Consider the following 21,756-nt stretch of genomic DNA (forward strand, 5'->3'; position numbering starts at 1 on the left):
CGGCATATCGCTCCTTCGGTGGAGAAGTGGAGGCGTCAAGCACCCCCACGATATGCCGCCTTTCCGATTCTCGCCGTCACCAACTTTCGGCGATAGCTCGATTGCCAATAGAGGACAGTACTGTGCCCAAACAAAATTTCCTGATCGTACGTGCTGCCGGAAGACAATTAGATCTTTTACGCGGCGAAGCCTCCCGCATCGCTAAAAGCAATAACGCCGATTGGTGGATCGATCGCGCGGAAGTCGGAGCTCGTTTTTGCTTCGAGGATGTAAAGGCAAAAGAGTCATTCGCCCTCACTTGTGACAACTTCGGTATCCCTTGCCAAGACGGCTAGCCCGCAGTCGATGCTGTAAGCCGGCGGCGGGGCCGCACAACCATCATAGAAGTCCAGCGCTAATGCGGCTCCCGTGCTCGGAGGTCCGCACCTGATCCCAAGGACGGAAACCGAGCCCGTCGCGACTGCGCCGACAGCGGGCCATGAAGCAACGCACTGGCCGAGATGAGGACCAAGCTGTTCCACTGAACTCGTTCGTACCCGCGCTGAGGCCGCGCACTGAGATCAGATTGCGCTGTGTACAGCCGCGCCTAAATGGCGCGCCAGATCAGAACCAGCCGCGGTTATTTTGGAAGCACGCCTGTTTGATGAAATCCCCGCCGCCGCAGCGTAGACGGGGGCGAGAGGTCGCCGGGCATTCGTTCCGAACCTTGGCTCCCGTGCCCCAGCCGTCAACGACACATGCCCCACCGCTTGTCCTATGACAGCCCTCGCCACAGCCACCCGCTGCGCGTGCCCCACTAGCAGCACCAGCGAGAACCGTGGTGGCGAGGAGCATTCCTTGTAAGATTGTTATCACTGCGAGACTCCTGAAAGCGACTGATCCCGAGCGAGAAGGACGAGATAATAGCTCCTGCCGTGCCGCTTAGCTATGATCAGCGCGGCGCGAGGTCCCCGGCGCCGCACGAACCGCGCGAGGGCTGCGCTCCCCGGTTCGAAGCTGTTGATCCAGCATTTTTTACGACCTCTGAAAAAGCGACTAGGTCAGCGCAGCTGCAGTTTTCGAATCATCCACCTGTATGCGTACTGGGGGGACGTTCGGCTCCGGGTGCGCGTGTGAGCCACTTTTTCTCAGTCCTGCTATTGCTGACCAACTTGATGCTAACGCTATGTTTCGGCGTGGCAGCGTGGCGCGTTTCCGATGAGGGCGGCGTGGTAAGGCCGTAGGAATGGCGTATGGCTGGATGCCAATCTTGGCGAAGTGACACATCCGCCTCCCCTTCGCACATTTTTTCTAGCAACGGCTTATTGATCTCGCGCGCTGCTGTCCGCAGGCGACCACCTGCCGCGGCGCTGCTGCGCTCTCAAGGGGAAGGCGGTCCTGACGCATCTGACGTCTAGAGTGGGTCACGAGCGGCCTTCGGCGTCCCGGCTGCTTACTTCCGGGAATGCACATCATGGGCTCCGGTCAGGATGTCCGAGATGGGCCCGAAGCGGAAGTGCCTCAGCGCATAATCGCACTTGTGCGACCGTTCTTTGCTCGTATCACTCGCGCGGGTTGAACGCACTCCGCTAACTCTAGCGTCGCGTCTATAAGGGTTGCGTCAGTATGCCATACCATTTGCTTACGCGATTGACGCCGAGATGACGACGACGCAGACTGGGAAGATCTCGGAAAGGTCACCGTTCTCTCCCATAAACGAATCTTGAATTGGTCCGTACTCTTGGCGTTTGAACATGGGCGGGAAGCCGGCCGACAGCGCTGTGGAGGAAAGAAATGGCACCGATCCGTTCCATTTGGGTTGCTGTCATTCTAATCATCTGCTGGGTTAGTCACGACATCTCTTGCTGGGTCAGCTGAAGAAGACGTCAAGAGCGCGTACGCTGCGTTTGACGCTGCCTTCGGCAAAGGAGACTATGTCGACGACGCACTCTTTCTTCCGCCCAGCCATGAACTTGTCAAAGGACGGGCCGGCGTAGAACAATTCTTTAGCGGCCTTTTTCGCGGGAGGCGCGACGGGCCATAAGCTGGAAGTAATTGAGGCGCATGCGAGCGGCACGCTACTCTTCGGTGCAGCCAAGTGGTCTGCCAAAGGCAAGGACGCCAGTGGGAAAGATCAGCCATGGGGCGGCCTCGCGACGCATATGTTTGAGCGGCAGAGTGAGGGCAGCCTGAAGATCAAGCTGCACACTTCGCCTAAACGTCTTGATTGCTGGCCTGACTGGGCCCGAGCAGAGCAACAAGCATTCTGCCCGCGTCAGCCATAGCGTGACGACCGACGACCTCTGAAATTCGGGTGTCGTGTATGGAGTGCTCGAGCTGTAGAACTACCGTTCCAGAGGGCAGCAAGTTCTGCATTGAATGCGGGGCATTGGTCTCGGTCGCGTGCCCGACTTGTGAAAACATTAATCCACCGCAAGCGAAGTTCTGTGGGAAATGCGGTAGCGGGCTGCTCACTGACGCTACGACCACGTGCGCGGCGTCGTCGTCGTCCACGCTAACGAAATCCGGGCTGACCACAGTCTCGGCGGAGCGTCGGCAGGTCACCGTTATGTTTTGCGACCTCGTCGGCTCGACCGCGCTCGCCGCTCGTCTGGACCCTGAAGACCTGCGAGATGTCATCGGCGCCTATCACCGTTGCGTCGCGGTTACGGTCGCCTCTTGGGATGGTTTCGTGGCGAAGTACATGGGCGATGGCGTGCTCATCTATTTCGGATATCCGCAGGCACATGAAGATGATGCAGAGAGGGCGGTACAGGCCGCCTTAGCCATCATCATGGCGATAAAAGATGTCGAAGCACCTGACCGACTTCAAGTACGAGTTGGTGTAGCCACGGGCCTCGTAGTTGTCGGAGATCTGATTGGTGAGAACGAGTCTCAGGAGCGTGGAATTGTCGGAGAAACGCCCAATCTCGCTGCGCGATTACAAACGCTCGCAGACGCCGGCACTGTCGTCATCGAGCCAAGCACGCGCATTTTAGTCGGTGAATTGTTCGACTACCGTGATCTTGGAGAAGCTCCTCTCAAGGGGTTTTCGGCGTCAGTTCGTGCTTATGAGGTCATCGGGACGAGTGCGGTCGAGAGTCGATTCGAGGCGCTCCACACCGCGGCCCTTGCGCCACTCGTTGGTCGCGACGAGGAGATGGAACTGCTGCTCCGCCGTTGGGCAAAGGCCAAGACCGGTGACGGACAGGTGGTGCTGATTTCCGGCGAGCCAGGCATAGGCAAGTCGCGTCTCGCGGCAACGATGATCGAACGGATAGGCCAGGAACCGCACACCCGCTTACGTTATTTTTGTTCACCTCACCACACGGACACCGCCTTCTATCCCCTTATAAAGCAGCTCGAGCGAGCTGCCCACTTGCAGCGCGATGACGATGCGCATGTGAAGATCAACAAGCTCGGTGCGCTGCTCTCGCAAGGATCGGCTCAGCCGGACGACTATCGGCTTGTCGGGGGCTTGTTATCACTGCCCGACGTAGGACAACATACTGGGCTCCAGCTAAGCCCGCAGCAGCGCCGTCAGCGCACGATCGATGCGCTCATACGTCAGCTCAAAGGTCTCGCCCAACACCAACCAATTCTGCAGATTTTCGAAGACGTACATTGGGCTGATCCGACCAGCCTCGACTTGCTCCACCGCAACATCGAGCTGGTTCAGAAGGTGCCGGTGTTGCTTCTCATAACGTTTCGGCCGGAGTTCCATCCGCCGTGGGTCGGTGAGCCGCATGTCTCGGTGATGGCTTTGGGTCGGCTTGGCCAACGCAACGGCGCGGCGCTGATCGAGGCGATCGCTGGAGACCGGATGCCTCCCGAGATGGTCGGTGAGATAATAGACCGCACCGACGGCGTGCCTCTGTTCGTCGAGGAGTTGACGAAAGCGGTGTTGGAAGCTGGCATTGAGGGACCCGCGGCGGCGAGCGCGTTGTCGATGGTTCCGTCGCGTAGCGTGCCCGCCAGCCTGCATGCGTCGCTGATGGCCCGGCTCGATCGGCTAGGTCCGGGCAAAGACCTCGCTCAGATTGGCGCGGCGATCGGACGAGAGTTTTCATACGAGGTACTCGCGGCGGTCTCCTCGGATTCGGAGGCTGCATTACGCGCCGGCTTAAAGCAAATCATTGCTTCCGGCCTGGTCTTCTGCCGTGGCACGCCGCCCGACTCGTCATACCTATTCAAGCATGCGCTCGTGCAGGATGCCGCCTACGGCACGCTCTTGCGCCGTACACGGCAACAACTACATGCCCGAATTGCCGAGGTGCTCGAAACGCAGTTTTTCGATCAAGCGGAGCGCGAGCCGGAGGTTTTGGGGCGTCACTTCTCCGAAGCTCAGCGTCCCGACCGCGCTGCGGCCTACTGGCTCAAAGCAGGAAGGCAAGCGGCAGAGCGGTCCGCCAACTTGGAAGCCATCAGACACCTCTCCAGAGCGCTCGAGTCGCTAAAGATGCTGCCCGACAGTCCCGACCGGGATCGACAGGAGCTAATCGTTCAAAGCGCGATCGGAACACCACTGACCGCGGTCCACGGCTACGCTGCTCCGGAAACCGGAATAGCATTCAGGCGGGCGCGTGAACTCGGCGCACGCCTTGGAGACGCTGACGCCTTGTTCTCGACTCTCAGTGGCCAGTGGACCTTTCACTGCGTACGCGGCGACCATGACAAACTGCGCGAACTGACCGCCGAGACACAGCGCAGGGCCCGGGAAATGCACGATGAAATGCTGGAGCTGGCTGGCTACCGTCTTTCAGGACTTACCGCGCTCTACTTCGGGGAATTTGAACAGGCCAGGTCCGATTTCGAGACCATTCTCCGCGTCTATGTCACCAGCCGACATCGACCGCCGCCGGTGCACTACATTTGGGACCCGAAGTTCTATGCGATCGCATATCTGCCGATCCTTGATTGGGTTCTGGGGTTTCCCAAACGAGCCCGGACCTGGCAGCAAGCGGCGCTGGATTATGCAGCCGAACTGAATCAGGCCGTTCTCAACACTCACGTTAAGATTTACGCCGGCGCCGGTCTGGACGAATTGCTATTCAACGTTGCCTCCGTACGCGGCTATGCCGACACGATCGTGGATCTAGCCGATCAGCATGACCTGCGATACTTCAGGCTGAGCGGACTGATCCTTCAGGGGTGGACCATGTCCCAAGCGGGAGATGGTGAAGTCGGCCTGGCGCTGATGCGGCGCAGCGCCACAGAGCGATTGGCCATGGGCGTTAGCTGGTATCAGATCCGCTACTTGATCATGCTGGCGGAGAGTTATCTACGACAAGACCGTATCGACGAGGGCTTGGTCGCCATCGCGGAAGCTAATGACCTCAGGGCCCGCACTCAGGAACACATGTGGGCAGCCGAGCTTGATCGGATCGAGGGCGAGCTCCGGCGTAATCAGGGGACCGCCCCAGTGGAGGTCGAGATGCTCTTTCAAAAAGCTCTTGCAATTGCGCGAGATCAGAAAGCGAAATCATTTGAGCTTCGAGCCGCCATCAGCCTGGCGCGGTTGTGGCGTGACCAGGGGCGCCGCACCGAAGCCAAAGACCTGTTAGCACCTACCTACGGCTGGTTCAAAGAAGGGTTTGATTCACCTGATGTTGTTGATGCAAAGATGTTGTTGCAGGATCTGTGATTCAAACTCCACGATCTGCCGGGCGATACCAGGATCAGCCACCCTCAGATGTGACTTCTAGGCCGACACGGCCGGCGCTGGGGTGATCTGCGCAAGGCTTCTTCAACACATGCTTGTGGCGGAGGCCACTGTGAGGCGACGTGACTTCATCGAGCTTCTCGGCGGCGCGGCGGCGATCCGACCACTCGGCGCGCATGCGGAGCGTCCGCCAGAGCGCATCCTCTATTTCACATACTCCGCTGGCTACCGGCATGATGTCATACCGCTTTCCAAGGTCATCCTGACCCAGCTCGGAAGCAATTCGGGTGTCTTTGAAGTCATTGCAACGGAAGACACGTCCGAATTTTCTACCGAAAACCTCGAGCGCTACGCGGCGGTGATGTTCTACACAACCGGAGAACTTCCAATGAGCGCCGCGCAAAAGAGAGCTCTTCTCAACTTTGTACGCTCTGGCCGCGGGTTCCTGGTTATTCATTCGGCGGCGGACACCTTCTACAGTTGGCCGGACTATCTCGATCTGGTCGGCGGCTATTTCAATGGTCATCCTTGGCATCAGGCCGTGAAGATCGAGGTGGTTGATCCTCGCGATCCCCTAGTGGCGTTTCTCGGGAATTCGTTGCAAGTCGAGGACGAGATCTACCAGATCAGCGACTTCTCGTGGAGCACGCGTGCTCCTGCGCCTCGACCCGAGCTCGGTTGACCTTGGCAAGACCGGCGTACATCAACGATTCTATGGCTGGCCTCTCACTTGGACCCGATTCTATGGCGAGGGACGAGTATTCTATTCGGCGCTGGGCCACGAGCCGTCAGTTTGGCAGGATGGCCGCTACCAGCGAATCCTCACGAACGCAATCCTCTGGTGTATGCGAAGGTCGCCCTAGTAGACGCCGCAGCGGCGCTTCGCATTTGCGCCGCCGTCGGATTTGCAGGCTGGCGTCCGTACCAGAAGTTCGTCCCGTCTTCGTCTGCGACTTCCGCTAGACTGTATGTCCCCCCACAAAATGAGGCGACTCACCCTCGATGTTGCGACGAGGGTTGCCCGGATGGACCGGGTAGAGCCTCAAACAAGGAGGGCGAGTCGTGGGTCATCATACCGAGGTCTTTGTCGGAATCGATACGTCAAAATCGCGCAATGCTATAGCCATTGCCGATGGCGGCCGTGGCGGCGAGGTACGATATCTCGGGGAGTTTCCTGCCACGGAGGCAGCGATCCGAAAGCTGGTGGCAAAGCTTGCAGCGAAATGCTGTCAGTTGACGTTTTGCTACGAAGCAGGGCCAACAGGATACGGTCTCTACAGACTGCTCAAGAGCCTCGGCCATGACTGCCTGGTGGTGGCCCCCTCGCTCGTTCCGAAGAAGGCCGGCGATCGAGTGAAGACGAACCGGCGCGATGCGGTAAGCCTCGCCAAGCTGTTGCGCGCGGACGAGCTCACGGCGGTGTGGGTGCCGGACGAGCGCCATGAGGCTATGCGCGATCTCTCGCGCGCCCGTCAAGCAGTGAAGAAGGACCTCCAGGGCAAGCGTCAACAGATCTCGTCATTGATGCTGCGGCTGGGACGCATCTATCCGGGCAAGACAACGTGGGGACCAGCCCACATGAGATGGCTCATGTCGCAGAAGCTCGAGCATCGCGAGCAGCGCATCGCATTCGAAGAGTTACTTGAGGGGATACGCCAGGAAAGTGAGCGGCTGGAGCGTTTGGAAGATGCCATCCGCGAGGTAGTACCCGAGTGGTCGCTCGCCGAGGTTGTGTCGGCCCTGCAGGCGGTGCGTGGGATTGATCTCATTGCGGCTGCGGGGGTGCTGGCTGAGATCGGTGATCTATCCCGCTTTCAAAATCCGCGCGAGTTGATGGGCTATCTGGGTCTGGTGCCCACAGAAAACTCGACTGGCGACCAAGTCAAGCGAGGCGGCATCACCAAAGCCGGTAATGGGCGGGCGCGACGTATTCTTGTAGAGGCGGCCTGGAGCTATCGATATCCGCCGCGCGTGAGCCGAGACAAGCAGCCAAAGGTGGAGGCCGCACCGAGAGTCGCGCGCGAGATTGCGTGGAAAGCGCAAACCAGGCTGTGCGGACGCTTCCGCTCACTCGAGCGGAAGGGCAAGCGGCGAACCGTAATCGTCACGGCGATTGCCCGAGAGCTATCCGCCTTCATTTGGGGGATCAATCGCGAGCTCATGCCACCTCGACAGGCGTGACATCGTTGGGGGCTGTGGACCGCTCGAGTCGTGAGGTGCGCTCGACCGGCCCACAGCCCCCTTTGTTGCAATCAAGATCAGGGGCAGTCGCAGACATAATCGTGCAGAAGTGAAGGCGGGACCACGGCAGGGGAAATCCTGAAATCCATTATGTGGCCGATCATCCGATCGACGCCCGACGCTAGACCAGGGACAGCCCCAGACGAAAAAACGGAAATGCGGTATCCAACCCGCGCATCAGAGCCTGTTCACCGACCTCTTTGAGTCCCGCCTTCTCCTCTGCACGATCCATCGGCACAAGAACTTCACGATGAGTCCTCGTGGAGATGAGAAACCGTGCGCTGTGTGCTTGACTGGGGACATCAGAATGGAATGGTCCGGCCGTGCTCCGGCCCTGCCGGTACGAGAAGCTGGCAAGGGGCGCCCACAAGGAGCACGCCAGCGGAGAGTAGGAACGAAACCCATCAGCCACTCTTGGTTCTGCATGCGTTCAGACGCATGAGGCTATCGTTTGTAGCCGGGAGCGGCCTCAGCCCTAGGTCGTGCCACCTTGGCGTGGGGCCGTTCTTTGGGCTGAAGGCTTAGCGCTGCGTTGGGAGTGAGGCTTCATTCCCGGCTGAGCCGCCATTTATCGAAAACTGAGCGACGGACTTCCCGAGATGCCCCTTTACCTCTGATCCATCTGGCGAGTTCGATGCCGCGAACAATGAAGCGTTGTTCTTCGCGATGCTCGCGGGTGACGACCGCATCGATTGTAGAGTGGATATCGCCGCGCTGCGGGATCGCGCTGCGGCAGACGGAACCAGTCCAAACGACGTTATCGAGACGTTCAAGAGGCATCGCTCGACGATTGAGCGGATCGCAAGTGAACAATACGACACCGGCGCAACGATGCCCGTTGTGCGAACGCATCAGCTTACGCCGCGGTAGCGCGTTCGGCCTTCCTGTCTAGGTCCGCGAATGGTCGATCTTGGCGGCTGCAGCCTCGCCAATACCCTGCCGTCGGCAGCTCTGACGGCAATTGCCTTGTTGAGCATGGCCGCCATTTTTTTCCCAATCCGCAAAGCTTCTAGCTCGTCCTCGGCAGCCAAGGCCATGATCGAGCTTTCTGGACAAGCGACCTCATCGGATTCCTCCCAACGTCCGGGATCAACAGGATGGTTCTTCAGGGCACCACTCCATCGGTTTATTGGCCACTGTGGCCGTAAGCGGGCCCACCCGGACGGAGGAAAACGGCCCCGGCTTCAGGGGGCTGGAGGTTATAGGCCGGGGCCGCTCCGCCAGCTCGGATGAGCGAGCGAGACAACAAACCAAGCACTGAGAGCAGGTTCCTAACGGAGCGTCAGCAGGTCCTCGCGGCGTCAGCAGCCGCAGCGCGAAGTATCAACGGTGCATAACAGCAAATTAGCGCCTCCGCTTGCTCAGGACCTGCCGTTGCAGTGCGCCAACCGACGATGGGCCACGAGCGGCGCTGCTTTTAAAGTTTCTCAAAGAGGTCGCCCACTGAGGGCGGCCTTACTTTCCTGATTGGCCTCATAGGCTGTGAGGCTCTGAGTTTTCTAGCGGCTTGGCGTCAGATGGAGATAGGTCCGATCAAACCCTGCCAGCTCTTCCAAGCGTTCCTGGTCGAGCAAGTTGAAGCCGGATTTGTCCGCTTCGACCAACCGTTCCCCGCGTAGAGCTTGCAGGGTACGGTTCGTATGGACCACTGAAAGTCCCAAGCAATCGCCAAGATCAACATGAGTGATGGGCAAACTGAACTCGCCGCCGCGAGTGCGCCCGATTGCTTGAGAGGAAGTGCGAACATTCTCGCCAAACCACGCCAAATTGCGCGGCAGCCGCCGACGACCACACTACTCCCACTCGATTGTTGAGCAGGACGTTTCGTCCTTGTTCTACAAGCACAAATCTCCACATCTGACGGACATATCCCGATGGTATAATCCGCTGCAATTTTTCGATCTCGAATTCACAGGATAATTTGCGCTGTTCGAAGTACCGGCGATATCGCTACCTGTCGGAGACGATCGACGAATAGTTTACAGAGGTGGCGGAAATCGCCACTTCTTGAACTGCCACAGTATCATTCAAAATACCGTCAGTGATGCGGTAAGCGATGGTTCGGCCCCTGAGCCGGGCCGACATAGGTTCAATCCATCAGAGCACGCCGGGTGTGCCAGTCCGTCACCGATTGGAAGGCATGCCCGGAGCGGGCGAGCACATCCTCGGACAGATGAGGGCCGACCAGTTGCATGCTGAGCGGTAGGGCGTCCGATGCTATGCCGTTCGGCAGCGTGATCGTCGGGCTGCCGGAAAAGTCGAACACCGCGGTGAAGCGCAGGATGCTGAGCAGCACACTCGGATCTGCGCCGTATTCCCCCATCTTGGTTAGCGTCGGGATCGGCACGGGCATGGTGGGAATGAGCAGCAGGTCGACGTCACGGAACAACGCGGAGAGGCTGCCGCAGAACTTCAGGCGCTCGTGATGGATCTGCGCGATCTCGACGCCGCTCATTGACCTCCCCTGCTCGATCAGCTGCGCCAGATCGGGGCCGTATTCCGACTTCCGCGACGGATAGGTCTCGAGATGCGCCTCCGCGGTCTCAATCGAGCACATCGGAATCCACATGCTCACGAGCTTCTCATAGGCCGGAAACTTGACCTCGCGGATGTCGGCCCCCAAGGCCGCAAGCGTCCGCTCGGCGTCCAGCAGCGCGGCGACCACCTGCGGATCGATCCCATCCTGGGTGTAGCTGCGGTCCATGCCGATCCGTAAGCCTCGAATGCCGTCTCCGATCGCGGCTAGATAGTTCGGCACCGGCGCCTGCAGCGCCGTCGGGTCGTTGACATCCGCTCCCGCGATCACGCCAAGCATGGCGGCCGCATCGGCTGCGCTTCGACACATCGGCCCGACATGGTCGAGCGAGTCCGCCAGGGGAAAGATGCCGTGACGGCTGACGCGTCCCCAGGTCGGCTTGATGCCGGTCAGCCCGCAGGTCGCGGACGGAAACCGGATCGAGCCGCCTGTGTCGCTACCGATCGAGCCGAAGCAGAGCCCCGCCGAGGTCGCCACGCCCGATCCGCTCGAGGAGGAGCCGACCCAGTAGTCGACGTTCCAGGGATTGAGCGGCGCCTGATCGTCCGGATGGTGACTGGTGTAGGCACCCTCGGTCATCTTCAGCTTGCCGAGCGTAACGGCGCCGGCATGCTCGAGCCGGTCCACGATCGTCGCATTGAAGGACGGGACGAACTTGGCGTGGATCGTGGTGCCGCCCGCCGTCGGCGCAAAGGTGGTGTAGCAGAGATCCTTCAGCCCGATCGGCACGCCGTGTAGCGGCCCGCGCCAGATCCCTTTCGCGAGCTCCGCGTCACAAACTTTCGCCCGAGCCATGGCGCGCTCGGCGAGGACGAGTGCGTAACCGTGAAACCTGCCGTCGAGCTTCTCGATCCGGCTCAGCATGGCCTCCGTCACCTTCGACGGCAGGAGCTCACCCCGGCGGAACAGTTCGGAGAGTTCGGTGATCTGCTTGTAGTGGATTGGATCGGTGGACATTGGAGGCTCTTCTTCTTGGTGTTATTCTCAACTGAACGACAAACTCGGTGCACCTCGCCCGCTCGCGGGAGAGGTCGCGCCGCGGCGCGGATAAGGGCTTTCTCCTCTTGGGGATTCCCGACGCGGAGACACCCTCTCGCCGATCCTCCCCGCAGGCGGGGGGAGAAAGCGCGATGCGCGCGGCCCTAGAACTGCACGCCGCGCGTGAGCGCGCCATCAACCACGAGGTTGGTCCCCGTGATGAAGCTTGCAGCCTTGCTGGCAAGGAACACCGCACCGTTCGCCATTTCCTGCGGCGTGCCCATGCGGCCGGTCGGGTTCAGCGCAAGTGCAGTCTTGTACAGCTCGGGATTGCCATCCTTGATCTGGTTCCAGACGCCTCCCTCGAAATAAGTATTGCCCGGCGAGACCGAGTTGGCGCGGATGCCCTTGTCGGCAAGCTGGAAGGCGAGCCCTTGCGTGTAATGGATGATCGCGGCTTTGAACGTGCCATAGGGCCCGCTGGCGAAATCGATCTCGCGGCCCGACACGCTGGAGATGGTGACGATCGCGGCGGCGTTGCTCTTCTCGAGATACGGCATCGCCGCATTGACCAGCCGCACAGTGCCCATCATGTCGGTGGAGAACTCCTTCTCCCAGCTCTCCTCGTCCTGCCCGATCGACAACGCGCTGACATTGGCGACGACGACGTCGATGCCGCCGAGCCTGGAGGCCATATCCTCCACCCAGGCCTTGAGCGCCGGGCCGTTGGAAACGTCGACCGAGCTGCCGAAGGCGGCGACGCCCTTCGCCTTGATCGCGGTGACCGCGTTGTCGACGTCGGTCTGGTTGCGCGCGCAGATGCCGACATTGGCGCCTTCGGCCGCAAACGTGTCGGCGATCGCCCTGCCGATGCCCTTGGTGCTGCCGGTGACAAGAACCCTTGCTCCCCTGAGTCCCAGATCCATGTTCATTCCTCCCTATCGACGACTTCAAGACACGCATGCTGCCGTTCAGAGCAGAAGCTGTTCGCGGACGTTGTCCTCGTTGACCTCGGCGCCTGCCAGCGACTGCGTAATCTTGCCCTTCTCCATGATGTAGCAGCGCTCGGCGATCGCCAGGATCGTGTCGAGGTTCTGCTCGACGAAGATGATGGTGGTTCCGAGCTCGTTGCGGAACGATCGCAGCGCCTCGCAGATGTGCTGGACGATCGACGGCTGGATGCCCTCGGACGGCTCGTCCAGGATCATGAGCGACGGATTGCCGATCAGCGCCCGGCCGATGGCGAGCTGCTGCTGCTCGCCGCCCGACATGGTGCCCGCGGCCTGCCGGCGACGCTCCTTCAGCCGAGGAAAATACTCATAGACGAGCTCCGGCAGCTTCTTGCCCCCGGGGCCGCCGATCAGCTCTCCGACCTGAAGATTCTCCTCGACGGTCATCTGTGGAAACACGTCTCGCCCTTGCGGGATGTAGCCGAAGCCGGCCCGCGCCCGTGCATCGGCTTCCAGCGCCGTGACGTCCTGCTCCATGAAGCGGATCGTGCCGCGCCACGTCTGCAGCAGGCCGATCAGGCACCGCATCAAGGTCGATTTGCCGACGCCGTTGCGGCCGATCACGCCGACAATCTCGCCGCGCGCGACCGACATGGTGACTCCCTGCAGGATCGGCGTCGCACCATATCCGGCCCATAGTTCCGATACGTCCAGCATCCGGTCGGTGGGATTGGGCTTAGTGAGCATGGGTCTTGCCGAGATAGATTTCCGCGACCTTCTCGTCCTGCAAGACGCTCTCGAGATCGCCGCGCGCAAAGATCTTGCCGAGATGCAGCACCGTGACGCGCTGGGCCACCTGGCGTACGAAGGCCATGTCGTGCTCGACGACGAGCACCGTCATTCCCTCGGCATTGAACGATTTGATCAGCTCGCCGGTCTTGTAGGTTTCTTCCGGCGACATGCCGGCCGTCGGCTCATCCAGCAGCAGGAGGTGCGGCTTGAGCGCGAGCGCCATCCCGATCTCGAGCCATTGCTGCTGGCCATGCGACAGCGCGCCCGCGAGCTTGTGGCTGTCCGGTGCGAGGTTGAGCAGCGTCATGAGGCGATTTTCCTCCGCGATGCGTTCCGCGCCGGACAATCGCTCCTGGAGCGCAGTCTGGATGTTCTGTCGGACGGGCAATTCCTTGAACACGCTCGGGGCTTGCATCTTGATGCTCATGCCCCGCTGCACGCGCGCATAGGGACGCTCCTTGGTGATGTCGACGGTGTCGAACAGGATGCTGCCCTCGGTCGGGGGGTAGAGACCCACGATCAGCTTGAACAGCGTGCTCTTGCCGGCGCCATTGGGACCGATCAGGCAGTGGACCTCGCCGGCGTTGACCGTGAGGTCGACGCCGGAGACCGCGGTCAATCCGCCGAACCGCTTGGATACGCCTTTGACCTCGACCAGCGCCATGATCAGGACTCTTCCGACTGCAAGCGACCGGCCTCCGCGATGACGTCACCGTCACCGCGACGTCGTCCGCGCGACCAGTCCGCAACGAGCTTGCCGATGCCGAGCACGAAGCCCTGCGGCGCCAGCATCACCGTGGCGAGCAGCAACGCCCCCATCAGCACCAGCGCGGCCTGCTGGCTGTAGACGGTGATGGTCTGAAAGCCGAACAGCAGCAGGAACGACCCGACCAACGTCGCCGTCAGATCGCTGCGCCCGGAGAAGGCGACCCAGACGATCGGCATCGCGGCAGCCGGCAAGCCGATGCTGGACGGTGTGATGAACTGCCCCCAGGATGTGTACAGCGCACCACTCAGCCCAGCGAGGCCGCTGCCGATCACGAATGTCAGAAGCTGATATTTGCGGATGTCATAGCCCAGCATTTCCGCACGCTGCGGATTTTCGCGCGTCGCCACGATGACGTTGCCGATCCCCGAGTTCACCAGCATCCGCAGCGCGAGATAGACGATCACGATCAGCGCGACCATGACATAGTAGAGCGCCGATCCCTCAATGTAGAATTCACCCACAGTCAGCGGGTCCATGCCCTTCATGCCGTTGAAGCCGTTCAGCCGGGCCGGACCGATATGCCATTCCGGTCCAGCCGTCTGGCCGAGGAAGAAGGCCAGCACCAGCGTTGCGGACAGCGTAACGATGCCGAAGAAGATGCCATTGATACCGCCCCAAATCATGAAGTAGCCGAGGATGCCCGCCGCGATCATCGCGAGCACCACGGAGAGCACGAGCGCGACGATCGTTGCTGTGCCGCCGCCCATGTTGATCGCGAGCACGCCGTACCCGTAGCCGGCGATGCCGAAGAACAAGGTCTGGCCGAACGATAGCATGCCGCCATAACCCCACATCAAGCATAGGCCGAGCGCCATGAAGATCCAGATCAGAAAGTAGGCGAAATTGCCAACGTCGTAGGAATCAGCGAACAGCGGATATGTCAGCGCGCCCGCGAGCACGACAAGGAAGCTGGACCAGAAGACCTTGCCACGTCCGAGGGTCTGCGGACCTTCCAGCAGCTTCAACATCACGATTCCCTTTAGCGCCCACGACGAACTAGAACACTGGAGAGTCCCTCGGGCAGAACCCGAATGATCAAAATAACAGCGACCAGCATGCCAATCTGCCCGATGATCTGGCCGTAGCTCGCGTTCAGCGCCATCCGGATCATGGCCAGCAACACGGCCGCTGGCGCTGTTCCGAGCAGCACGTTCGCCCCTCCGATCACGACTGTGACAAAGCTTTCGACCACGAAGGTCGCTCCCATGGTCGGGATCAGCGTCATGGTTGGTGCGTAGAGGGCCCCGCAAAGCCCGGCGAGACCCGTGCCGATTCCGAAACTGATCGCATAGATGCGGCCAGTGCGCGCGCCCAGCGCCTTCGCCATGGCCGCATTCTGCATCGTGGCGCGCGAGATCACGCCGAATCGCGTCTTCATGAAGATGATGTAAAGACCGGCCAGCACCGCTACCGCGCACGCGAACAGCACCAGACGATAGGTCGAAAACGTATAGCCACCGATCGCAAAACTTCCCTCGGGCGTTCCGATGCCCCGCACCGCGGAGCCTACGATCAGAAGCATCGATTGCGTTACGATCAGACTAAGTCCCCAGGTCGCGAGCAGAGAGTCCAGCGGCCGCTTGTAGAAGCGCCGCACGACCAGGAACTCGACGAGGACACCGATGAGCCCCGCCGTGAGCGCTGCCAGGATCTGCGCAATCGCGAGCGGAACGCCCAGATTCACAAGGCCGACGGTGACATAAGCGCCGCACATGATGAACTCGCCATGCGCCATGTTGATGACGCCCATCATACCGAACACGATGGCAAGACCTGCAGCCGAGAGAATGAGGAACGCGAACACGTCGGCGAACTGATAGAATACTGAGAATACTTCAGCCGACATCTTGGTCCCTCTGTCGATCCCGGCGCCGCATCGTTGCGGCGCCGGCCTTGTACAGAACGCGACTCTCAATACGAGCAAAATCCGTGCCCGTCAGGTATCACGATTTCTTCGGGAGATGGCTTGGCGTGTATTGGTCCTTGTCGTTCTTCTTGGTGAGATCGCAACCGATTTCGCTAAGCCAGTACGGCTGGATCGTCCCATAGTCCTTCTCGACCTTCACCTCATGCTTCGGCCCGACCGAGATCAGACGCATGCGGTGCGATGTGTGCTGGCTCTTCGGATCGATGCACACCTTGCCTTCGGGAGCGTCGATGCATGCATCGCCGGTCGCGATCACCTTGCGCATGTCGTCGAGCTTGATCGACTTCGCTTTCTCGACCAGCGCCTTGTACATATAGAGCGCATTATAGGCATTGTAGCCCATGTCGTTGATGTAGAGTTCGTCAGGGAATTTCGCGTGCCATCGCTTCTTGAACTCGGCGGCCTCGGGCGTGTCGATCTCCTCGAACCAGTTCGCGGTCGCGTGCATGTTGTTGAGCGCCGGCGGCTTGAACCGCTTGTGCTCGAAGCCGAGCATGACCTTGATTGACGAGCCCATCGGCAGGTTGAGGTTGGCCGCGGCCGCCTGTTCGAAGAACGAATCCTGGGCGGCGCCGACATTGATCGTCAGCAGCCAGTCCGGCTTCGCCTTCTGGATGTTCTGGATGGTCTGCGCGAATTGCGACACGCCGAGCGGAATGAATTCCTCTCCGACGACCTCGCCGCCCAGGTCCTTCATGATCTTGCGGTTCCACTCCGCCGAGATCTGACCGAAGTTGTAGTCGGCGGCGATGACATAGACCTTCTTGCCAAACTTCTCGACCATCCAGGGGATCAGAGTCGAGAACTGCTGCTCGGGCACCGCGCCCATGCTGATCATGCTGGCGTCGCAGACACCGCCCTCGTACTGGTTGGTGTAGAAATACGGCGTCGTCGTGCGATCGACGATCGGACGCAGCGCCTCGCGCGAGGCCGAAGTGATGCCGCCGATCAGCACGTCGACCTTGTCGCGATTGAGCAGGCGGCGGCCAAATTCCTGATAGCGCGCGTTGTCGCCTTGCGGATCAAGGTGGATCAGTTCGATCTGCCTCCCCAGGATACCGCCACTCTTGTTGATCTCCTCGACAGCGAGCTGCGAGCCGTGCAGCTTCGGCATGCCCATGAAGGCGAGATCGCCGGACACGTCCTCGAGCAGGCCGACCTTCAGTGGCGGCTCCGCTGCGCGCCCAACACTCATCGACGCCACTGTGCCGAGCAGGGCGCCGAGCAAAACCATCCGTATTTTACGTCCCGAATTCATCGTGATGTCCCCTCTATGGAAAGCGGCTGGGTGTCATGGCTTGAGGTAATTCTTCAGGATGGACGCCCCCATCGTGTATTTGGGGTCGACCATGTTGCCGAGGCGCATGCGGCCGGCCTGGCTGAGCAGCATGTAGGCGTCGATCTCGTCGAAGCCGTAATCGGCCGCCATCCATCGCACCAGCTCGCGATAGGCGATGCGCGCCGCATCCTCGAGCGGACGCGCGCTGCCGATCGTCATGATGAAGTCCTTGGTCTCGAGCCGCGGCCAGGCGAAGTTCCAATTCTTGATCAAATCGACCTGGAGCGTGACGGTCGCACGCTGCTCGAGCGCAACGCCGGAGAGTTCGCCGTCGCCCTGCGTCGCGTGGCAGTCGCCGACGTAGAGCATCCCGCCGTCGGTATGCACCGGGAAATAGATGATCGCTCCTGGTGCGACGTCGGGCAGGTCCATATTGCCGCCGTGATAGTCCGGCTGCAGCGACGAGATCGCCTCGATCTCCGGCGAGACGCCGATGGTGCCGATGAAGGGCTCGTAGGGCAGCGTGAGCTTATCGTTCCAGCGCACGCCGCTCCTGTCGACATGCAGCTTCTTCACGCGCTCCCGCAACGGCGGATTGAGCAGCGCCGTCGACCCGGTCCCGACCAGCCCACCGAACTCCGGAATGATGCAGGTCGTGCCGGCCGGCTGCTCGCCCCGTGTCTCGACGTCGCGGATATAGATCGCGAGGCAATCGCCCTTCTTGGCGCCATTCACCGCGATCGGCCCGCATTGCGGATTGAGATAGGGGAAGTTGAGCTTGGCGGTGGGGCTGTCGGTCTCCTTGGTCAGCACGCCGCCGAACGCATCTTCGGTTTCGACGACGACCACCCCGCCCGGGTCGATCGACAGGGTCGGCTTGGCATAGGGACCGTAGACGTAATGGAAGTCCCCCTGCTGCTCGATGGTCAGGCTATGGGTCGCGCCGGTCGCGCCCTTGGCGACGGCGCGCCTGGCCAAGATGGATTTGTTCAACCACTCTTCGGACATGAGATCGGCTCCTCGGCTCAGATCGCGGGATGACGCTTGTGCCAGTCGGTGACGCGCTGGAGCGCATCGCCTGCGCGAACGAGGCCGGCCTCTTCGAAGTGACGGCCGACGAACTGGAAACCGACCGGGCCGCCATTCGCCGCGAAGCCGCCGGGCAATGTCACGGTCGGACTCCCCGTCATGTCGAACGGGCATGTAAAGCGGAGCAAGCCTCCAATCAGCGAGGCGTCCTCACCGAGCGCTGCCATCTTGGCAAGCGTCGGCGCGGCGAATGCCTGGGCCGGGATCGCGAGGAGATCGACCGTCTCGAACAGCGCACGCACGGCGCCGCGAAACGCTTCGCGTCGGAGCACAATCTTCTGATAGTCCATGCCGGACTGCTGCCGGCCGAGATCGAGCAGGCCCGCCAGCGCCGGGCCGTACTCGTCCTTGCGTGCCGGATAGGTCTCCTCATGCGCGACCGCGACTTCGATGCCACAGAGCGGGAACCAGTCGTCGATGATCGCCTTGGGATCGGGAAAGGCAACTTCCTTGATCTTAGCACCGAGATCGGCCGCCACCCGCAACCCCTCGGCCAGCACCTTGGCCGCATCGCCGTCGGTGCCGTCGCTGGTCCAGCGCCGGTCGACGCCAATGGTCACGCCGCGCAGATCACCGGTCAGCCCGGCAAGATAATCAGGAACCGCCAGCGGCACCGCCGTCGTATCCTTGGGGTCCTGCCCCGCGATCACGCCGAGGATGGCGCCGCAATCGACCGCGCTTCGCGCCATCGGACCGATGTGGTCCAGCGTCGCGGCGAGTTCGAAGGCGCCGTAGCGGCTGACCCGTCCCCAGGTCGGCTTGAGGCCGGTGACGCCATTGGCCGCGGAGGGAAAGCGGATCGAGCCGCCGGTATCGGTGCCGAGCGAGCCGAAGCAGAGGCCTGCTGCCGTCGCGACGCCGGAACCGCTCGACGATGCGCCCGGCCAGAGATCCGCGTTCCACGGATTTTTCGGTGGGTCGATCTTCGGATGATGATCGGCGTAGGCGCCTTCGGTCTGCTGCAGCTTGCCAAGGATGATCGCGCCGGCGTCCTTCAGCCGCGCCACGACCGTTGCATCCTCGGTGGGACGGAAGTCACCATGGATCGTCATGCCATGCGCGGCAGGTGCACCCTTGGCCCAGCAGAGATCCTTCACAGCCACAGGCACACCGTGCAGCGGCCCCCTGATCTTGCCGGAGACGATCTCCTTTTCGGCCGCGGCGGCATCGGCGAGCGCCGAGTCAGCCATCACATAGGCAAAACTCTTGAGCTTGCCGTCGAGCTTCTCGATCCGCCCGAGCATCGCCTTGGTCGCTTCGACCGGCGACAGCTCTTTCGCCTGGATCTTTCGCCCAAGGTCGACGAGCCCGACATAGTGGAGATCCGCTTGCGCCATCGCTCTTTACCCTCCCGCTCACATGACACACCGCCGTCTCGCGCATGCGTCACCGTTCTGGCGACGCGGACGCATCGCCAGCTTCTTCGGCGGCAAACGAAAAAAGCCACCCGTCCCTCCCGAATGAGCTGACGAATGGCTCAAATGCCGCGGCTATGATCTGTCGCTTTAGGGTCCGTGATCGAACGAAGCACTTAGTGCAAGGAACTGGACGTCATCGGCCAGATCGGCGCACGCGAGGTTCGAGAGGTTGCCCTGTAGGAGAAAAGTCTAAGTAACTGCCTATCGCGTTGTCAACGATGCTGTCTGCCTAAATTTCGAGAGTGCTGCGCAGCAAAACGGCAAGCCACTTGCGCAGTCATCCTCGATGATGATTTCATCTTCGCGTTACGTGATCGAAAGCTGTCAATGACAAAGTCGTCTGTTCCCGTTGGCATCATCTGCTCGCAGTCCGGGCCTTATCAGGCCATGGGACGCGAGATCCTCAAGAGCGCGATGATGGCGGTCGACGAGATCAACAGCCAGACGGAGTTCGACTTCGCGATCGCGCCTCATGTTCGCGATCCTCGCGGCATCGTCTCCGAGTATCACACCGTCTGTGACGACCTCATTCGAAATGTCGGCGTCGCGCACATCATCGGCTGTTACACCTCGGCCTCGCGCAAGCAGGTGCTTCCCATCGTGGAGCGCACCGATCGCCTGCTCTGGTATCCCGCCCGCTACGAAGGCTTCGAGTGCTCGGACAACGTGATCTATGTCGGCGCCTCGCCCAATCACAACGTGCTGCCGCTGGTCCGCTACGTGCTCGACAATCTGTCGCGAGAGATCTTCTGCGTCGGCTCCAACTACGTGTGGACATGGGAGACCAATCGCGTCACCCGTGAACTGGTGAGCGCGGCGGATGGCCACATCCTCGCCGAGCGGCTGCTCGAGCTCGGCGAGAGCGCCGTCGGTCACATCGTCGACGAGATCGTTCGCCGCAAGCCGCCGATCGTGTTCAATACGCTGGTCGGAAGCTCGAGCTACGACTTCATCCGCGCATTTCACGCCGGCACCAAGGCCGCGGGGCTGGAGATTCCCATGCTGAGCTGCAGCTTGTGCGAGCCGGAATTGGCAATCGTCGGGCCGCCATCGGCCGGATGCATCACGTCGTCGGCCTATTTCGAGAGCATCCGCCTGCCGGAGAACCGCGCCTTCGTCGCGCGCTGGAAGGCGCGCTATGGGGAGGACAGCTGCCCTTCCGTCGACGGGCAATCCGCCTATGTTGCAGTCTATCTGCTGGCGCGCGCGCTGCAACGCGCGGGCACGTCTGACATCTCCGAGGTGCGACGCGCCGCGGCCGGATATCGCTACAATTCGCCGCAAGGACCGGTGTGGATCGACGGTGGCAACAATCATTGCGTCCTTACACCGCGGCTTGCGGTATCCAATCCGCAAGGACAGTTTGATATCTTCTGGGAAGCCGACGCGCCTGTTAAGCCTGATCCCTACCTGACGCAGCTCGACGTTGCCGTCAGCCCGTCGAAAGAAACCTCGGCGGGCGGCGCATTGCCGAACGCGCCGCATTTGCGGGTTGTAAAATGAGCAGACCGTCTTCATTTTCGCTACGCGGACGCAAGGCGCTCGTCGCCATCAAGGACGAACGTGACGCATCCATCGTGCGACGCCAGTTCGAGCGACTGGGAATCGAGGGTATCGCATGGATGCCTGCGGAGCCCGTCGACTTTGATCCGGATCTGTCGCTGATCGACGACGAGTTCCTGCCCCTGCTGCAACCGGCGCAACGCAAGTCCCTAGCGCGATCGCCTGTCATCGCCCTGCTCGGCACCGAGACGCCGAGCCGCCTCAAGCTGGTGTTCGAACTGGACCCGGCGTCGTTCTTGATCAAGCCGTTGCGGTCCGCCGGCATCTACGCCGCGCTCGTCATGGCATTCGAGCGCAACGAGCGCACAGGCGAGTTGAAGCAACAGATTCTCAAGCTCGAGCAGCGCCTGCGGTCCCGTCGGGTAGTGCTGGCCGCCGTTCTCCAGGTGATGCACTCGCATGCGCTCGCCGAACCTGCCGCCTTTGCCCTGATCCGCAGAACCGCAATGGAACAGCGTAAGACGATCGAGGAACTCTCGGCGGAGATCACGGCCAGGGGTATGCTCCCGCGCGCAGTGGGTTAGATTGCTTCTGTCGGAGACGGTGATGGCGTTGTTCCGCTCGCGCGGTGAG

At 61.2% G+C, this 21,756-nt stretch carries 18 protein-coding genes; 7 read left to right on the top strand and 11 right to left on the bottom strand.

Annotated elements, in window-relative coordinates; all coding sequences use genetic code 11:
- The 5 genes from IVB50_RS08540 to IVB50_RS08555 form a co-directional block, all read left to right on the top strand.
- The coding region (locus IVB50_RS08540) for a hypothetical protein (protein WP_247295462.1) at nucleotides 1–335 on the top strand (335 nt) is incomplete at its 5' end.
- A gap of 1,967 nt (nucleotides 336–2,302) precedes the next feature.
- Nucleotides 2,303–5,623 carry an adenylate/guanylate cyclase domain-containing protein gene (locus IVB50_RS08545; protein WP_256465344.1) on the top strand — a complete coding sequence of 1,107 codons (3,321 nt, stop codon included), beginning with the start codon at nucleotides 2,303–2,305 and terminating at the stop codon, nucleotides 5,621–5,623.
- 130 nt (nucleotides 5,624–5,753) lie between these two features.
- Nucleotides 5,754–6,323 (top strand): ThuA domain-containing protein, encoded by a 570-nt coding sequence (locus IVB50_RS08550; protein ID WP_346771297.1) that lies wholly within the window; start codon nucleotides 5,754–5,756, stop codon nucleotides 6,321–6,323.
- A complete protein-coding gene (locus IVB50_RS42250; RefSeq protein WP_346771298.1) occupies nucleotides 6,292–6,504 on the top strand; it encodes a ThuA domain-containing protein in 213 nt (70 codons plus the stop codon). Before IVB50_RS08550 ends, IVB50_RS42250 begins: the two co-directional genes overlap by 32 nt.
- 199 nt (nucleotides 6,505–6,703) lie before the next feature.
- The gene (locus tag IVB50_RS08555) at nucleotides 6,704–7,822 is read left to right on the top strand and encodes an IS110 family transposase (protein ID WP_247295467.1); all 1,119 of its coding nucleotides are present in this window, start codon (nucleotides 6,704–6,706) and stop codon (nucleotides 7,820–7,822) included.
- A gap of 606 nt (nucleotides 7,823–8,428) precedes the next feature.
- On the opposite strand, the gene IVB50_RS08560 is transcribed toward IVB50_RS08555, so the two are convergent.
- From IVB50_RS08560 to IVB50_RS08610, 11 genes are all read right to left on the bottom strand, one after another.
- Nucleotides 8,429–8,734: a hypothetical protein gene (locus IVB50_RS08560; RefSeq protein ID WP_247295469.1), complete on the bottom strand. Its 306-nt coding sequence runs from the start codon at nucleotides 8,732–8,734 to the stop codon at nucleotides 8,429–8,431.
- A gap of 647 nt (nucleotides 8,735–9,381) precedes the next feature.
- Nucleotides 9,382–9,648 (bottom strand): helix-turn-helix domain-containing protein, encoded by a 267-nt coding sequence (locus tag IVB50_RS42395; protein ID WP_256464688.1) that lies wholly within the window; start codon nucleotides 9,646–9,648, stop codon nucleotides 9,382–9,384.
- A gap of 323 nt (nucleotides 9,649–9,971) precedes the next feature.
- Nucleotides 9,972–11,375, bottom strand: coding sequence for an amidase (locus tag IVB50_RS08570; RefSeq protein WP_247295472.1), 1,404 nt, complete (start codon nucleotides 11,373–11,375; stop codon nucleotides 9,972–9,974).
- Between the two features lie 185 nt (nucleotides 11,376–11,560).
- Nucleotides 11,561–12,322 carry an SDR family NAD(P)-dependent oxidoreductase gene (locus IVB50_RS08575; protein WP_247295476.1) on the bottom strand — a complete coding sequence of 254 codons (762 nt, stop codon included), beginning with the start codon at nucleotides 12,320–12,322 and terminating at the stop codon, nucleotides 11,561–11,563.
- 45 nt (nucleotides 12,323–12,367) lie between these two features.
- Nucleotides 12,368–13,093 (bottom strand): ABC transporter ATP-binding protein, encoded by a 726-nt coding sequence (locus tag IVB50_RS08580; protein WP_140479070.1) that lies wholly within the window; start codon nucleotides 13,091–13,093, stop codon nucleotides 12,368–12,370.
- Nucleotides 13,083–13,802 carry an ABC transporter ATP-binding protein gene (locus tag IVB50_RS08585; protein WP_247295479.1) on the bottom strand — a complete coding sequence of 240 codons (720 nt, stop codon included), beginning with the start codon at nucleotides 13,800–13,802 and terminating at the stop codon, nucleotides 13,083–13,085. Before IVB50_RS08585 ends, IVB50_RS08580 begins: the two co-directional genes overlap by 11 nt.
- Before the next feature lie 2 nt (nucleotides 13,803–13,804).
- Complete coding sequence (locus tag IVB50_RS08590) at nucleotides 13,805–14,875, bottom strand: branched-chain amino acid ABC transporter permease (RefSeq protein WP_247295481.1); 1,071 nt, start codon at nucleotides 14,873–14,875, stop codon at nucleotides 13,805–13,807.
- Between the two features lie 11 nt (nucleotides 14,876–14,886).
- Complete coding sequence (locus IVB50_RS08595) at nucleotides 14,887–15,753, bottom strand: branched-chain amino acid ABC transporter permease (RefSeq protein ID WP_247288216.1); 867 nt, start codon at nucleotides 15,751–15,753, stop codon at nucleotides 14,887–14,889.
- A gap of 97 nt (nucleotides 15,754–15,850) precedes the next feature.
- Nucleotides 15,851–17,068, bottom strand: coding sequence for an urea ABC transporter substrate-binding protein (locus IVB50_RS08600; RefSeq protein ID WP_247295535.1), 1,218 nt, complete (start codon nucleotides 17,066–17,068; stop codon nucleotides 15,851–15,853).
- A gap of 57 nt (nucleotides 17,069–17,125) precedes the next feature.
- A complete protein-coding gene (locus IVB50_RS08605) occupies nucleotides 17,126–18,121 on the bottom strand; it encodes an acetamidase/formamidase family protein (RefSeq protein WP_247295483.1) in 996 nt (331 codons plus the stop codon).
- Nucleotides 18,122–18,138: 17 nt separating this feature from the next.
- The gene (locus tag IVB50_RS08610) at nucleotides 18,139–19,539 is read right to left on the bottom strand and encodes an amidase (protein WP_247295486.1); all 1,401 of its coding nucleotides are present in this window, start codon (nucleotides 19,537–19,539) and stop codon (nucleotides 18,139–18,141) included.
- A gap of 408 nt (nucleotides 19,540–19,947) precedes the next feature.
- Here IVB50_RS08610 and IVB50_RS08615 point away from each other — a divergent pair, with 408 nt between their 5' ends.
- A complete protein-coding gene (locus IVB50_RS08615; protein WP_247295488.1) occupies nucleotides 19,948–21,123 on the top strand; it encodes a transporter substrate-binding domain-containing protein in 1,176 nt (391 codons plus the stop codon).
- Entirely contained in the window at nucleotides 21,120–21,707 is a 588-nt protein-coding gene (locus IVB50_RS08620) for an ANTAR domain-containing protein (RefSeq protein WP_247477295.1), read from the top strand. The genes IVB50_RS08615 and IVB50_RS08620 overlap by 4 nt, the downstream gene beginning before the upstream one ends.
- Nucleotides 21,708–21,756 lie beyond the last annotated feature (49 nt).

The organism is Bradyrhizobium sp. 87, assembly GCF_023073015.1.
Lineage (GTDB): Bacteria > Pseudomonadota > Alphaproteobacteria > Rhizobiales > Xanthobacteraceae > Bradyrhizobium > Bradyrhizobium canariense_D.

What these genes read in the sequence shown, in the direction of transcription:
- IVB50_RS08545 (WP_256465344.1), top strand. Translation starts at nt 2,303, where the DNA reads ATGGAGTGCTCGAGCTGTAGAACTACCGTTCCAGAGGGCAGCAAGTTC.
- IVB50_RS08560 (WP_247295469.1), bottom strand. Translation starts at nt 8,734, where the DNA reads ATGCGTTCGCACAACGGGCATCGTTGCGCCGGTGTCGTATTGTTCACT.
- IVB50_RS08570 (WP_247295472.1), bottom strand. Translation starts at nt 11,375, where the DNA reads ATGTCCACCGATCCAATCCACTACAAGCAGATCACCGAACTCTCCGAA.
- IVB50_RS08575 (WP_247295476.1), bottom strand. Translation starts at nt 12,322, where the DNA reads ATGGATCTGGGACTCAGGGGAGCAAGGGTTCTTGTCACCGGCAGCACC.
- IVB50_RS08580 (WP_140479070.1), bottom strand. Translation starts at nt 13,093, where the DNA reads ATGCTCACTAAGCCCAATCCCACCGACCGGATGCTGGACGTATCGGAA.
- IVB50_RS08585 (WP_247295479.1), bottom strand. Translation starts at nt 13,802, where the DNA reads ATGGCGCTGGTCGAGGTCAAAGGCGTATCCAAGCGGTTCGGCGGATTG.
- IVB50_RS08590 (WP_247295481.1), bottom strand. Translation starts at nt 14,875, where the DNA reads ATGTTGAAGCTGCTGGAAGGTCCGCAGACCCTCGGACGTGGCAAGGTC.
- IVB50_RS08595 (WP_247288216.1), bottom strand. Translation starts at nt 15,753, where the DNA reads ATGTCGGCTGAAGTATTCTCAGTATTCTATCAGTTCGCCGACGTGTTC.
- IVB50_RS08600 (WP_247295535.1), bottom strand. Translation starts at nt 17,068, where the DNA reads ATGGTTTTGCTCGGCGCCCTGCTCGGCACAGTGGCGTCGATGAGTGTT.
- IVB50_RS08605 (WP_247295483.1), bottom strand. Translation starts at nt 18,121, where the DNA reads ATGTCCGAAGAGTGGTTGAACAAATCCATCTTGGCCAGGCGCGCCGTC.
- IVB50_RS08610 (WP_247295486.1), bottom strand. Translation starts at nt 19,539, where the DNA reads ATGGCGCAAGCGGATCTCCACTATGTCGGGCTCGTCGACCTTGGGCGA.
- IVB50_RS08615 (WP_247295488.1), top strand. Translation starts at nt 19,948, where the DNA reads ATGACAAAGTCGTCTGTTCCCGTTGGCATCATCTGCTCGCAGTCCGGG.
- IVB50_RS08620 (WP_247477295.1), top strand. Translation starts at nt 21,120, where the DNA reads ATGAGCAGACCGTCTTCATTTTCGCTACGCGGACGCAAGGCGCTCGTC.